This is a genomic window from Providencia sp. R33, from assembly GCF_019343475.1.
In the GTDB taxonomy this organism is placed as follows: Bacteria; Pseudomonadota; Gammaproteobacteria; order Enterobacterales; family Enterobacteriaceae; genus Providencia.
Genome location: NZ_CP072453.1, coordinates 620231 through 635187, shown reverse-complemented (window position 1 = coordinate 635187; position 14957 = coordinate 620231). Strand labels below are relative to the sequence as shown.

The following is a 14957-nucleotide window of genomic DNA, read 5'->3' as shown; positions in this document are numbered from 1 at the left end:
CTAATATATATTAAATATCAGTATATTTAACTAGTTCATTTTTTATAACATAATTTCGTAGGATGGATAATGGATAAACAAGTCATCAACACACTGCTCGATTTAACCAATCGAAAAAATGACGATGTCAAAATAGCGGCAATTTCAGCGCTTGGTGATTGCAAGTTACCAATAAAGCAAATGAATACCATGGGTCGTTTGTTAGAACTGTGCAATGACCCAAATAGGGATGTTGCGATTAGCGCGATTAAAGCTGTGAGTAAGCTTTTAAATCATGATAATGAATAACAAAAATATATTTATGCGAACTATAACAAGAGGATAATAGAAGGGTAAAATTATTTATAATCCTACCCTTCTATATTTATTACACCTGTTTTAAATGACGTGCGTGAAAAGCAATATGTTCGCCAATAAAGCTGCTAATAAAATAGTAGCTATGGTCGTAGCCATCACGCAAAAGCAATGTGCAATCAAATTGCTTTTGTTCACAGACCGTTGCTAACAGCTCTGGCTTTAATTGCTCATGGTAAAAGGGATCTGCAAGGCCTACATCGACAAGTATTGGCAGGGTTGTTGCCGCTTTGCCAAGTAACTCAACAGTATCATATTGATGCCATTTTGCTGTGTCATCTCCCAAGTACGCAGTAAAGGCTTTTTGCCCCCAAGGTACCTGTGAAGGCGCAATAATCGGTGCAAATGCAGACAAGCTACAATAGCGCTCAGGGTTACGTAAACCAATCATTAGCGCCCCATGCCCCCCCATAGAATGCCCGGAAATCGCGCGTTTATCCGTCACAGGTAAATGGCTTTCCACTAAAGCGGGTAACTCTGAAACGATATAATCATACATTTGATAATGACGTTTCCAAGGTTCTTGGGATGCATTGACGTAAAAACCAGCCCCTTGCCCCAAGTCATAGGCAGTATCATCTGCCACACCTTCGCCCCTTGGGCTGGTATCTGGCGCAATAAGAACCACACCATGTTCTGCGGCAAATTGCTGAGCTGCTGCTTTCGTGATGAAGTTTTGCTCGTTACATGTCAGCCCTGACAACCAATAAATCACAGGGCAAGACTGCGTTTGAGCCTGTGGCGGTAAATAAGCAGCAAATTTCATTTCACAGCCTAACACCGTTGATTGATGTTGATAAACATCCTGCCAGCCACCAAAGCAAGCGTGGCGCTCAATTCTCTCCATCAATAGCTCCTTATTCGTAATGAATGACGGTACGGATTGATTTGCCTTCATGCATTAAATCAAAAGCCTCATTAATGCTATCAAGCGGCAATGTGTGAGTCACAAATGGCGCCAGATCAATATCCCCTTTCATGGCATCTTCAACCATTTTTGGCAATTGGCTGCGCCCTTTCACGCCACCAAATGCAGTTCCACGCCATGAACGGCCTGTCACCAATTGGAATGGGCGAGTTGAAATTTCTTGTCCAGCACCTGCCACACCAATAATGATGGATTGCCCCCAACCACGGTGAGCACTTTCCAATGCAGCACGCATGACATTCACATTACCAATACATTCAAAGGTATGATCGACACCCCATTCGGTCATTTCAATCAATACTTGTTGAATAGGCTTATCAAAGTCTTTCGGGTTTAAGCACTCTGTCGCACCAAATTGACGAGCTAACTCAAATTTAGTCGGGTTCGTGTCAATGGCAATAATGCGCCCCGCTTTGGCTTGTCTTGCCCCTTGGATAACCGCTAAACCAATACCACCCAAGCCAAACACTGCAACAGAATCACCTTCTTGCACTTTTGCGGTGTTATGCACTGCACCAATTCCTGTCGTCACGCCACACCCCAGTAAACACACTTCTTCGTGTTTTGCTTCTGGATTGATTTTAGCGAGCGATACTTCGGCAACAACAGTATATTCACTGAATGTTGAGCAGCCCATGTAGTGATAAACAGGCTGACCATTATAGGAAAAACGTGTTGTTCCATCAGGCATCACACCTTTTCCTTGGGTTGCACGGACAGACACACATAAGTTCGTTTTGCCTGACTCACAGAAAACGCATTTTCCGCACTCTGCAGTATACAATGGAATAACGTGGTCACCGACGCTGACACTCGTCACGCCTTCACCCACTTCAACCACAACCCCAGCACCTTCATGGCCTAACACAACAGGGAATAGCCCCTCAGGGTCATCCCCTGAAAGTGTAAATGCATCTGTGTGGCAAACACCCGTATGGCTGATTTTAACTAAAACTTCTCCAGCTTGAGGTGGCATAACGTCGAGTTCGACAATTTTCAGTGGTTCACCAGGACCAAATGCGACTGCTGCACGTGATTTCATCGTTGTTCCTTTTTATTTAACGCAAATAAGTGCGAATAAGTGAAATAGCATCATCAACTGACTCTTTTTGATGCTGTGTGGTGGCAGACTCTTGAAGCCCTTCGCGCAAATGGCTTTCGAGTACCCCCGCCATTAACCCATTAACGGCACCGCGGATGGCCGCAATTTGTTGCAAAATTGCGGCACACTCCGCTTCGTCCTCGAGTGCAGACTCCAATGCTAATAGCTGCCCTTTAAGTTTTCGAACGCGCGTCAATACCGCTTTCTTTTCTTTTGGTGAATGTGGCATCGTTAAGCCCTCTTCATATACATAGGGGGAGTATAGTATCTATAGGATTATCTGTACAGAATTACCCTATCGGATTTACATTTTTGAAAAATAATAAATAAAGAGAATGGCAAAACGCATTGAATTTCGTTCTGCCATTTATCGGTATATCGCGCTAGGAATTACAGCAAATTAAAATATTTGTCTGGTTTATTGACTGGAGGGAGCGGCTTGAGATCGAGCATGTCCATTGCATTTCGCTCGATACTATTGCAAATCGCATTTAATGGTAGATCATTCGCAGATGTCCCAAAAGGGTCTTCCAACTCTTCGGCTAATGAGTCCCATGCTAAAAAGGTATACGAAATAAATACCGAAACAAATGGGGTCATATAATGTAAATCAACCACCAACGCGAACGGTAATAGCGTACAAAATAAATACACAGTGCGTTGCAAAATCAAAGTATAAGCAAAAGGTATCGGTGTATTTGAAATACGTTCACAGCCACCTAAAACGTCTGATAACGCATTAATATCTTTATTGATTGCTTGAAATAATACGTCGCTAATCACTTTATTATCACGCAGTTCCCCTACCTTCAGCCCTATCTGCATTAAAATACGGCTGGTTGGGAATGGACTACGAATAACTTCGTCAAAAATAGCGCGCGGCAGCAGCCGATATAAATCAACAATGGGGCTAGTTTTTCTTAGCTCATGCTTTAAGCTCCATCCAAAAGCAATCAATAAGTGCGCAAATTCTTTTTGTGCGGCTTTGTCATTTGGTAATAACCCTTTAATATTTCTTAAAATATTGCGTTGGTTAATCAACAAATTTGCCCAGAGTGTTCTTGCTTCAATTAAACGGCTATAGCATGCGTTATTACGAAAACCTAAAAAGATAGCGATGGCTATCCCTAATAAACTAAAAGGCGCGATAGTTAAATGAATACCTAATTGTTCGTACCATTGGTAACTTAATACGGCAACAATTGAGATCATGATATTAAGGGATAACCGAAAGGTGATTTTTGACAGCACGGAACCGTGCCAATCGAACAACCGGAAAAACCAGTGCTGATGCGGGCGAATAACCATAATGTAATAAGTATATTTTTAGTAAAACGACATGAAACTTATTATTTCACTTATCAAACTGATAATCTATAGGTAATAGTTGGTTAACAGTTGGCACCTTATCCAATAATAAAAAATAGCTGATGGCGTTTCCAGAGCAGCTATTTCCCACGTATTAATTATGCCATTGCGCTATTTCATTTTCAGTTAGCATTAAAGGCTGTGTAGAGCCAGTCTCTGCTGATTTTACTGCCGCTTCTAACACCGCCATAACTGCTAACGCCTGCAGTGGTGTTACTGGGTTTTGTGCATTATCTTTCAATGCATTACGAATATTCACATAATACTGGCTTTGGTCACCTTTTGGCGTTTGTTGCGCCTTAGAAGATAACGTCTCATCAATTAAAATCATTGGGTCATTATCCACACCCCATTCTTTATCTCGCGGCGTTATTCCTTGTAACAATTGTTTTTCTTGTTGATCTGGTTGGGATTTTACTGCACTGCCTTTATCGCCATGTACAGTAAAACGCGTAAACCCACCAGCAGCTAACATGCTGCAATGCAAGATCACTTTATGAGTTGGGTAGTTTAATAACACATGCGCCCAATCATTAATTTGGCCATTATTTCTTAGCGTTGCAATGTTACCCTGTACTGATTGTGGTAAACCAAAAAGTTGCAGTGCTTGGTCAATTAAATGCGGGCCTAAATCAAACCATAAACCACTGCCTGGCAAGTTTTGTTCACGCCAACGTACTCTCACTTCAGGGCGAAAGCGGTCAATGTGTGATTCAAAATGTTTTATTTCACCAATCTGTTTTTGTTCGATGACTTCTTTTATTGCCAAATAATCACTATCCCAGCGGCGGTTATAAAATACCGATAGCAAGACATTATGTACTTTCGCTAGTTCAATCAATTCCCTAGCTTCTTGCATATCAAGGGTAAATGGCTTGTCAACCACCACATTTTTACCCGCTTCAATTGCCAGTTTTGCCAATGGTGCATGAGTTGAATTTGGGCTAGCTATCACAACTAAATCAATATCAGGGCGAAGAATCGCCTCTTCAGGAGATGCAATAACCGTGGTATTTGGAATATCACGTTTTACTTTGTCCTCATCACTGGAAGCCACAACAGCAAGGTTCAAGCCATCAACTGACTGAATTAGAGGTGCATGGAATGTTTTCCCCACAAACCCATAACCAATCAGTGCAACATTAATTTCTTTGCTCATAATTTTACCTGCATTGTTAAATATTCAGAGAATTTACAATTACCTTGCTACTAGGATTAAGTTCATCCCAATGACAATCTAAAAATAGTTGATCAATTTCGTCCAAATGTGCCACTAAATAAGGCTGACATAGATTGAGTTTTGTGCTGTCTGCTACGACCCAATGTGCTTGGCTATTCGCTATCATGGCACGTTTTACATCGCAATCTGCTTCTTGTGTTGCACTCAATCCCAAAGTGGAATGCAAAGCACAAGCCCCTAATATAGCAATATCTGCTCGGTATCGTGCCAATATGGATAGTGTGCCACTTCCTGCAAACAAGCGCTGCTCTGAGTCCCACTCCCCACCTAATAAGATCAATTGGATATCCGCACGTTCACTAAAATGCACAGCAATATCTAAGGATGTGGTGATGATTTTCATTGGACCTTGAATAAAGCTAGCAACAGCCATAACCGTACTGCCCGAATCAAGGAAAAGTGTTGAACTCTTCGGGATCAACTTAGCAACCTGTTGCCCTAATTGTTTTTTAACCTCAGGCAATAAAATATTGCGCCCTCGACGGCTCATAACTGGCACATTGAACCCCACAGCACCACCATGGTTTTTTTGTGCCAGCCCTTGGTTTTCTAATTCCGTTAAATCACGGCGGATAGTATCCGTAGATACGTGCAACTGATTAGATAAGTCCGCAACACTCACCTGGCCATTTTTTGCTATTATTTCAATAATATAATTCTGTCGTGCTTGTTTGTGCATAACCGCAAAACCTTGCAAAAAGCCGCATATAATCTCATAATACCGCAATAAAACTGGAAATAAAGATAAAAGTCAGCGCTACAACCACACACATCAACAAGCCTATGAAATTTTTCTATTTTTATTTTTTAAGAAAAGAAAACATCAGGAGGGAAATTACAGTATGAGTAAGGGCAAAAATAAAGTAGCAAGCCACTAATTAGGCTTTCTACTTTATTTGAATTAAAACATTAACTTTTTAACGATTCTAACCGCTTGATTTCATAGCGTAGCGCATCAATTTCACGTTCTAACTGACGGCTTTCATCTGAGTAATATTTACTGTTCAGTTTTGTTGGGCCTGTAGCTCCAGAATAGTGGTCATAACAACGGTTTTGCACATTCGAAATAGCACGTTGTAACCCTGCGACTCGATGACGGTTTCCATGCGCTTTTGCATATTTTAACTGTTTTTCAAGTTGGTAAATTTTATTATCACAACCATAGTAATTAGAGCCCGCTTGAGAAGATAATGGAATAAACAGTGTTGATAAAATAATTAGCATTATCTTTTTCATTTAATTCTCCAAATATAAAAATAAATTAAATTTCGTCTATTTCATCACTTTTATATTTTATTGATATAAGCAAGCTCTTAATTTGGCTTAAGCCAAGGAATAACTCTAAAATAATCGTATCCCAAAGTAGGATAAATGATAACTTATATTTATAGTTAACAAGTTAAACAGTTCTAAACACTTTTTATGATAATTTATTACAGACAGACATAATTTTCCTTGTTACCTTATTTACAAGGACTTTTCTCTACATGGACGTAGGCATTTTTCATTTAAAATCTCAAAATAACTACTTTCACCACCTAAATCATCAATCCAATTACTTCAATTAAATTAAACAGTTAGCTTGATTATTAAAAAATATATTAAGCACAATTTGCAAAAATCCATTTAATTATAAAAATAAAAAATCCATTTTATTTGTATTTATTTAAACCTATAGGAATAAGTCTAAATTACATCTTGTTCTCATATATATTTTGCTGCCTATTAATCAGTGACGATATACTCTTAGCATCGGTAATGCCAAAGAGAACAACGATGCTCACGACTAAATTTGAACTGACATTTTCCAATGCTGACGAACAACATTTTCATGCAGCGTTAAAGCAAGCCAGCCAAAATTATCTGCAAAATAAGCAAGATCATGTATATGCAAGCAAAACCGATATTATTGTGATAATCACTTTATTTGCTATCGCAATATTGTGTTATCTTCCGACGCTGTTTACCTCATCCGTATTAACCTACAGTTTATCCTATTTTGTTTTTGTCCTAATCATTATGTTCCTCAATGTGATCGGGCAACACGATGCTTGTCATAATACCTTATTTAAAAATAGCTGGAAAAACCGAGTGTTTGGCCGCTTAGTCACCTTACCTTTAGGATTAGAGCCTGAATTTTGGCGAACTCGCCATGTTCACTATCACCACCATTTTGCCAATATTGAAGATTACGACTTAGATACAGAAGAAAATGGCATCTTTCGCCAAACACCTTTTCAAAAGTGGCGACCTTTTATGAAGTACCAACATATCTACTGGCCATTTATTGCCTCTTTTTCTTTAACCTGGATTGCGCTGGTTTTTGACTGGTCGGATAGAACGGGGAAAACACGCCTAAAAGATAAAAAGGTCTTAACAGGAAAAAAAGGCTGGGCACTTTTTATTGCCAGCAAAATTGGCCATTTATTGCTGATGCTAGGTTTACCTTTATTTTTTGCACATGAGCATGGAATAAGCTTAACCGCTATTTTTGTCACTTATATTTTGAGCCAAATGATTGCATCTATTTTTGTTATTTATTTACTTTTAGGGACCCATTGGGCTGAAACTGAATTTTTTACTGCTCCAAATAATAAGCAAATTAAACATGGTTGGTACCATCATAATTTTGTCACTGCTTGCGATTGGATACCAACGCCACATTGTCTATGGCGTTTAACTGGCGGGCTTAATTATCATCTTACCCATCACCTTTTCCCCAATTGGCACCACCGTCACTACCCTGCTTTGGCGAGAATTTTAGGGGAATTGGCAACGCAACATAACATGCCTTACCGCTGTATTCGTTATAACGAATTGGTCGCAGCGCAAATCCGTTTCTTAAAAAAGATGGGCGAAAAACCACGCTAAATGCAACTTCACTGTATGCTATACCGTGTAAATACAGTGAAGTAATGTTTGTATTTAAATAGTTACTCAATGAACTAATTATTCAAATACCCATCACTTTTATAAATAAACCCTTAAGGTTTATTGCCTAGCGATATGGTAGGCTTTATAAAAATAATACCCACATTACTTTTGACGAATAATTAAAACGATTGATTATATTATTGATATAAATTTAAACAAAAAGAGCATGATATCTATTAATTCACGTCTTATTTATGTTCTGTTTACTTTTTATTTATTAAGGAATTATTAAATTCACTATTGCACCTATTGATATTCCATTTAAGTTATTCAAAATATAATCCATACATAAAAATAATATTTCTAAACTACACACTACATTTTATAGAATGGTTGACACTCGCATGAAAAAAGCAGAGTACATTATAAAAAAACTACGTACATTTATTATCAGTGATAAGCTTTATCTTGCTAATAAATTTACTAAAAAACTAAATTATCGCCCTGATTTTAAAACACCTAAAAGCTTCAATGAAAAGGTGAATTTTAGAATGCTGCGTGATAAAAACCCGCTGTATACACAACTTGCTGATAAACTCGCCGTCAGAGGCTACATTAGCCGAACCATTGGCGAAGAGTATTTAGTCCCTATTTTAGCCACTTATCGTAATGTTGATGAAATTGATATCGGTGCGCTTCCCGAGCAATTTGTACTCAAATGTAATCATGACAGCGGCAGCAGTGTAATCTGTCGAAACAAAGCCAAATTTAATTGGCAACATGCTAAAAATAAATTGTCATTTCACTTAATAAAAAATCTTTATTACATTACTCGCGAACGTCATTATAAAAATATTTCACCTCAAATTATTTGTGAACAATATATTGATTTGTTCGCCAATAAAAATAGAAAACTCGTTCCTGAAACCTGCCGTATACATTGTTTTTCAGGTAAACCTGTCTATGCAGAAATAGATTACACTGATGAATCAGGTGAAGAGTTTATCAACATCTATGATGTTAATTGGCAATTGCAACCGGTGACTTTTGGCTACCCAAATATGTTAGAGCCAGTACCTGAGCCCCCCATGTTTAAAGAAATGCTGCGCTTGGCTGAAATCCTCGTCACGCCGTTCGATTATTGCCGTGCTGACTTTTTGATGTCTGATGAACATACCTTGTATTTTAGCGAACTGACCTTTGCACCTAACGCAGGTAGAACAGAAATATCCCCACTATCGTGGGACTTCAAATTAGGGGAGCATTGGGAGCAACGCATTACCCAATCTGCAGGCTATATGCCACTCGAAGGCGCCTTATCAACAATCTCAGCGAATAAGAAAAAGTAACATGCAGAAAAAAGGCTCTGTGAAATCACAGAGCCTTCATAAACTATTTTAACTCAAACCGTTAATTCGCCAGCACGCTCGCTTTACGACGTAAGCTTGCTATTAACATATAAATTGCGGTCACGAGCAACACAATAAAGAAGAAATCCACTAAACCATTGTGCTGGCTTAACAGCGTACCTGCTGCGATAGGGCCCATTGCAGAACCAATGCTATAGCTAAATAACATCACTTGTGTCGCTGCAACAATGTAGGATGAATCCAAGCTGTCGCACGCTAAAGTGATAGCAATCGGGTATAACGCAAATGAAGACATTCCTAATAAGGCTAACGCAACAATCATCACTAAGTAGTCGCTAGAGATATAAATAACCCCCATCGCGAATACCCCTAACAGAGAAACCATCGCTAATAACAAGGTTTTGCTCATCAGGATAGATAACTTGCTGACAACAGGCTGAATCAACATCCCACCTAAAATAATAGAGGCCATTAACACCCCTACTTGGTCAGTCGTAAATTGGTCTTTCTTCAATGATAGTGGCATCAACCCATAAATCGTACCCATGGTGATACCTGAAACCATACAGCCGATAATTGCAGGTTTACTTAATCGCGCAATTTTTTTCAGTGATAATTTTTGATGTGACCCGCTATCTGGCTGCCCTTGGCGAACTAATAAAGGCGGCATTACAGCTAATAACAATAAACCCAATACAACCATAAAGGGATAGGCACCTTGGGTCCCAATCACGCCAATCGCGAGTTGCCCTAACGTTGTACCGCCATACAATGATGTCATATAAAAGCTTAAACGCTTAGCTCGCTCTTTCGGGCTGTCACCAATCAGCAACCAAGATTCAACCACAACAAAGATACCTGCAACCGCGATACCTGCAACTAAACGGTTTGGTAGCCAAGCTTCAATAGAAGGCGCCCATGGCAACACCACAACCGTAGCAGCTAGCATTAATAAAAAGCCGATAAAGGCAAAGCGATGGCCAATTTTGGCGATCACAGGTTCAATTAACATCGAACCAATTAATAAACCAATATAGTAGGCACTTGCTAACCAGCCTGCATACTGCGTATCAATTCCGAAGCTCCCCATTGATAATGGGATTAGGCTCATTAAATAACCCGATGCAATAGCAAAAATCGTTAACCCTGCAACAGGAACGAATGCATTATCGCGTTTGCGCATGATAGTAGTGGACTGATTCACGCCCCACTCTCCAACAAATAAAAATAAATAATATGCGCTGCAACTACATCGTAGAATACGACAAGGCTTCGCTCCCCAAAAAAGGAACACATTTCGGCGATTAGTGCAGTAGTAAAATATAAAAATAAGACTGATTTGAGCGCAATATAGAACGTTCAATCAGTAAGTTAAAATGAGAAAATCTAATGGTGACTAGTAAAATAATTTATGTGAGAAAAATCACGTTTTTTCCGAAGGGAGGTTTAGATCAATAATCACAATAAAAATACATAAAAAAGTTAAAAATCAATGCAGTATAGATAAGCACCCTTTCATTTTCTTGTTACGATTTGATACAACTTAAGTCATATACCGAGTATCCTAAAAGTGCTCAATGGCAAAATAATTTATTTATTATTTTTATCTTGCCATTTTATTGGGTGCAAAAGGCCTTTCTGGCTAATGGAACAAATAAATAATTAAATTTGTGCTTTCATTAATTTATTTCTTTTTTAATCAAAAATACGTAATAGCACATACCATTTAATGGTTATTTTCATCGTGGTTTATCTGCTAAGTTTATTCTAATGAAGAAAGACGCCGCCAAAGTGTTGTTCTACTAATCCCTAAATACTGCGCTACCGCTTTACGGTCACCATTAAACCTCGCCATCACCTCAGTCAATGATCCCTCCCTTCTATCTATAGTAGCTTCATGGTCATTTGCTCCCCACTGGCGCTCTGGGGATAAACTTGTCAGCATTTCCTCCGTAATCGCCTTTTCTGGGTATGCACTGCAATAAAGCGCAACCCGCTCCATTAAATTTCGCAGTTCACGCACATTCCCTGGCCACGCATAATGTAGAAAAAAATGACGGCAGCTTAAAAGTTGCTGTACGCGAAATGCGGGGAGCGGCAGTACTAATCCCGCAAAAGCCAGTTTTAAAAGTCGCTCAGCGAGAACAAAAATATCCTCTCCACGTTCATTAAGTGCAGGAACTTGCATTCGAAGTACCCCTAAACGATAGAAAAGATCAGCCCTAAAATGCCCATTCTTCACCCAATCGTCTAAATGGCAATGAGTTGCGCAAATCACACGAACATGGACTTGTAAAGGTTTATAGCCGCCAATTCGCACCACAGATTTCTCTTCTAATACGCGTAAAAGCCTTGTTTGCAACACTAGTGGCATTTCACCAATCTCATCTAAAAATAGCGTGCCACCGTGGGCTAATTCGAACAAACCCGCTCTTCCACCACGCCGAGATCCCGTAAACGCACCTTCTTCATAACCAAATAATTCTGCTTCTAATAATGTTTCAGGGATCGCACCACAATTAACCGCCACAAACGGCATTTGCTGCTTACTGCGTTTGTGTTGATTAAATAAGGTAAATTCGTGGTGAATCGCTTGCGCAACCATTTCTTTCCCTGTTCCGCTTGCACCTTGGATCAACACCGTAGCATCGGATCTCGCATATAACATAATCGTCTGCCTTACCCGCTCCATCGATAATGATGAACCAATTAAGTCATTGATTGTATAGCGGACTCTTGGTGGTGTGACTGGGACATACTTTTCTGATGAATGGCGATTGCGATGAGACATACGGCTTAACTCAATGGCATCAGAAAAGGCCTGGCGTATGGTTTGAGTTGAATAAACAAAAATTCCTGTCATTCCCATTTCATCCGCCAAATCCATAATCAACCCCGCGCCAACAACCACGGTGATCCCCATCGCTTTCAAGGCCTTAAGCTGCGCTCTCGCATCTTCTGCCGTGACATAACTGCGTTGTTCAATTTGCAATGCAAAACGCTGCTGAAAATCAGTTAATGATGCAATGGTATTTTTATAATTAATAATGCCGACCTTATCACTGATTTCTCGTGCTTTAGCGAGTGCCTGCATGACATCAAACCCGTTGATATTAACGATAATCACAGGTACAGAAACATGGCTTTTGAGATAAGCACCGTTAGAGCCAGCGCTAATAATCGCATCACAATGTCCCTCTTTTAGCCTTTCTCGTACTATGTCTACCGCTTGTTCAAACCCCAAATTCAACGGTGTAATTTCGGCTTGCTCACTAAACTCAGGACTGATATCACGAAAAAGTGTGAATAACCGCGAAACAGACACAGTCCAAATAATCGGTTTTTCCATCTGCTTCGCGGCCTCTCTATTATGCTTAAAATTATGTTTCAAAATGCGTTTCAGTTAACACTAGTCTGTTTCAATGAAACACGCTAATCACAAATGATAAATTTGTTTGTCTTATCACAAATCTATATTTTTTTAACCCGCTAATTTTTAACGTTTTATTATTAACATTGACACCTGAACTAGTTGGCATGGCAATTGCTATATGACTATAGTTACCTTAAATAAAAAACAATTCATTAACATTCGAGAGGCTGTTATGTCATCTATTCCTGCTGGACAAAAATTCCGCAATGCAGTCGCCCAAGAGTCCCCTCTTCAGTTAGTGGGAACTATCAACGCCAACCACGCCCTTCTTGCTCAACAAGCTGGCTACAAAGCCATTTATTTATCCGGTGGCGGCGTCGCCGCGGGGTCGTTAGGCATGCCTGATTTAGGGATTTCTACCCTAGATGATGTGTTGATTGATATTCGCCGTATTACTGATGTTTGTGATTTACCCCTGATGGTCGATGCCGATATTGGTTTTGGCCCATCCGCCTTTAATGTCGCTCGCACCGTCAAGTCATTTTGTAAAGCAGGCGCGGCAGGCTTACACCTTGAGGATCAGGTCGGTGCGAAACGTTGCGGTCATCGCCCAAATAAAGAAATCGTATCGACACAAGAAATGGTGGATAGGATCAAAGCCGCGGTCGATGCCCGTACTGATGACAGCTTTGTGATTATGGCTCGCACAGATGCGCTCGCCGTCGAAGGCCTTGATGCAGCACTTGAACGAGCTCAAGCCTACCTTGAAGCAGGCGCGGACATGTTATTCCCTGAAGCAATTACCGAGTTGTCTATGTATCAACAGTTTACCCAAAATACCCCCGCCCCTGTTCTCGCGAATCTCACCGAATTTGGCCAAACCCCATTGTTTACCTTAGATGAACTTCGCAGCGTCGGTATCGCAATTGCACTTTATCCATTGTCAGCCTTTCGAGCAATGAATAAGGCCGCAGAGCAGGTCTATGCTGCGATACGCCATGAAGGTACGCAAAAAAGTGTCGTTCCATTGATGCAAACACGTGATGAACTATATCAAAGCATTCATTACTACGATTATGAACAAAGATTGGACACTCTATTTTCGCAAAAAAAGTGATAAGCACGTAGGCAGCACCAAGTTGAGTCTCCTCAATCCCTTACAAGGAAATTACGATGAATGAACAACTTAGTAGCACTGAAACACCACAATTTAAACCCAAAAAATCCGTTGCACTTTCGGGCGTTTCTGCGGGAAATACGGCACTGTGTACCGTAGGGCGCAATGGAAATGACCTGCATTATCGTGGGTTTGACATCCATGATTTAGCCACACAGTGTGAGTTTGAAGAAGTTGCACATTTATTGATACACGATAAACTTCCCACGCAAACCGAACTCACCGCTTATAAAGAAAAACTGCAATCCTATCGTGGGTTACCTGCGAGTGTGAAACAAACTTTAGAATCCATTCCCGCCAATGCACATCCTATGGATGTCATGCGCACAGGGGTTTCGATGATGGGTTGCGTGCTTCCCGAAAAAGACGCTCACCCATTTTCAGGCGCTAAAGATATTGCCGACCGGTTGTTAGCCTCATTAGGTTCAATGCTGCTGTACTGGTACCACTTCAGCCATCATGGTCGCCGCATCGAAACACAAACCGATGACGACTCAATTGGCGCACATTTTTTGCATTTACTGCATGGCAAAAAACCGCCTGCTCAGTGGGAAAAATTCATGCATATTGCCGCAATTTTATATGCAGAACATGAATTTAATGCTTCAACATTTGCCGCTCGCGTCATTGCAGGTACGGGAACAGATTTTTACTCAGCAATGACAGGAGCAATAGCCGCTTTACGGGGGCCAAAACATGGTGGGGCAAATGAAGTTTCACTAGAAATTCAGCAACGCTATGCTTCAATGGATGAAGCGGAGCAAGATATCATTGCTCGTATTCATAATAAAGAGGTCATCATTGGCTTTGGTCACCCCGTTTATACCCTTGCCGATCCACGCCATCCCATCATTAAATCCGTAGCACTGCAGCTATCAGAGCAAAACTTGAATCGCCATTTATACAGCATCGCCGACCGTATCGAAACGGTAATGAAACGTGAAAAAGGTATGTTCCCTAATTTAGATTGGTTCTCCGCAGTGGCCTATCACTTAATGGGCGTACCGACTGCTATGTTTACACCACTCTTTGTCATGGCGCGGACTGCCGGTTGGTCTGCCCATATTATCGAACAGCGACAAGACAATAAAATTATTCGTCCATCTGCCAATTATATTGGGCCAGAGAATCAGTTATTCATTCCGATAGAACAGCGTTAATAAAGGTAAAA

14 protein-coding genes are annotated in these 14957 nt (G+C 40.3%); 5 read left to right on the top strand and 9 right to left on the bottom strand.

Translation table 11 applies throughout. The features are described from left to right. Window positions 1-69 precede the first annotated feature (69 nt). The gene (locus tag J6836_RS02870; protein ID WP_219246663.1) at window positions 70-288 is read left to right on the top strand and encodes a HEAT repeat domain-containing protein; all 219 of its coding nucleotides are present in this window, start codon (window positions 70-72) and stop codon (window positions 286-288) included. 79 nt (window positions 289-367) lie between these two features. Here J6836_RS02870 and fghA read toward each other — a convergent pair whose 3' ends face one another. The 7 genes from fghA to J6836_RS02835 all read right to left on the bottom strand — a co-directional run bounded on the left by fghA (window position 368) and on the right by J6836_RS02835 (window position 6228). Beyond that, entirely contained in the window at window positions 368-1201 is an 834-nt protein-coding gene (fghA, locus tag J6836_RS02865) for an S-formylglutathione hydrolase (protein ID WP_219246661.1), read from the bottom strand. 10 nt (window positions 1202-1211) lie between these two features. Then, window positions 1212-2324, bottom strand: a complete 1113-nt coding sequence (locus J6836_RS02860) for an S-(hydroxymethyl)glutathione dehydrogenase/class III alcohol dehydrogenase (RefSeq protein WP_219246660.1) — start codon at window positions 2322-2324, stop codon at window positions 1212-1214. 16 nt (window positions 2325-2340) lie between these two features. Then, window positions 2341-2613, bottom strand: coding sequence for a formaldehyde-responsive transcriptional repressor FrmR (gene frmR, locus J6836_RS02855; RefSeq protein WP_219246657.1), 273 nt, complete (start codon window positions 2611-2613; stop codon window positions 2341-2343). Window positions 2614-2774: 161 nt separating this feature from the next. Continuing rightward, on the bottom strand, window positions 2775-3692 hold the full coding sequence (locus tag J6836_RS02850; protein WP_219246654.1) for a bestrophin family protein: 918 nt from the start codon (window positions 3690-3692) through the stop codon (window positions 2775-2777). A gap of 154 nt (window positions 3693-3846) precedes the next feature. Then, window positions 3847-4911 carry an oxidoreductase gene (locus J6836_RS02845; RefSeq protein ID WP_219246652.1) on the bottom strand — a complete coding sequence of 355 codons (1065 nt, stop codon included), beginning with the start codon at window positions 4909-4911 and terminating at the stop codon, window positions 3847-3849. Between the two features lie 16 nt (window positions 4912-4927). After that, entirely contained in the window at window positions 4928-5671 is a 744-nt protein-coding gene (locus tag J6836_RS02840) for a DeoR/GlpR family DNA-binding transcription regulator (protein ID WP_219246650.1), read from the bottom strand. A 230-nt stretch (window positions 5672-5901) separates the two neighbouring features. After that, a complete protein-coding gene (locus J6836_RS02835) occupies window positions 5902-6228 on the bottom strand; it encodes a DUF1090 family protein (protein WP_219246648.1) in 327 nt (108 codons plus the stop codon). A 540-nt stretch (window positions 6229-6768) separates the two neighbouring features. On the opposite strand from J6836_RS02835, the gene J6836_RS02830 reads away from it, so the two are divergent. Both J6836_RS02830 and J6836_RS02825 read left to right on the top strand, forming a co-directional pair. Beyond that, complete coding sequence (locus J6836_RS02830) at window positions 6769-7863, top strand: fatty acid desaturase family protein (protein ID WP_219246646.1); 1095 nt, start codon at window positions 6769-6771, stop codon at window positions 7861-7863. 407 nt (window positions 7864-8270) lie between these two features. Then, window positions 8271-9215: an ATP-grasp fold amidoligase family protein gene (locus J6836_RS02825; protein ID WP_219246644.1), complete on the top strand. Its 945-nt coding sequence runs from the start codon at window positions 8271-8273 to the stop codon at window positions 9213-9215. 61 nt (window positions 9216-9276) lie between these two features. Here the strand turns inward: J6836_RS02825 and J6836_RS02820 are convergent, their stop codons facing one another. After that, a complete protein-coding gene (locus tag J6836_RS02820; protein WP_219249343.1) occupies window positions 9277-10419 on the bottom strand; it encodes an MFS transporter in 1143 nt (380 codons plus the stop codon). Window positions 10420-10998: 579 nt separating this feature from the next. After that, a complete protein-coding gene (gene prpR / locus J6836_RS02815) occupies window positions 10999-12585 on the bottom strand; it encodes a propionate catabolism operon regulatory protein PrpR (RefSeq protein ID WP_219246643.1) in 1587 nt (528 codons plus the stop codon). Window positions 12586-12841: 256 nt separating this feature from the next. On the opposite strand from prpR, the gene prpB reads away from it, so the two are divergent. Together prpB and prpC are read left to right on the top strand one after the other, a co-directional pair. Next, complete coding sequence (gene prpB, locus J6836_RS02810) at window positions 12842-13726, top strand: methylisocitrate lyase (RefSeq protein WP_219246641.1); 885 nt, start codon at window positions 12842-12844, stop codon at window positions 13724-13726. Window positions 13727-13782: 56 nt separating this feature from the next. After that, window positions 13783-14946 (top strand): bifunctional 2-methylcitrate synthase/citrate synthase, encoded by a 1164-nt coding sequence (prpC, locus tag J6836_RS02805; protein WP_219246638.1) that lies wholly within the window; start codon window positions 13783-13785, stop codon window positions 14944-14946. The last annotated feature ends 11 nt before the right edge of the window (window positions 14947-14957 follow it).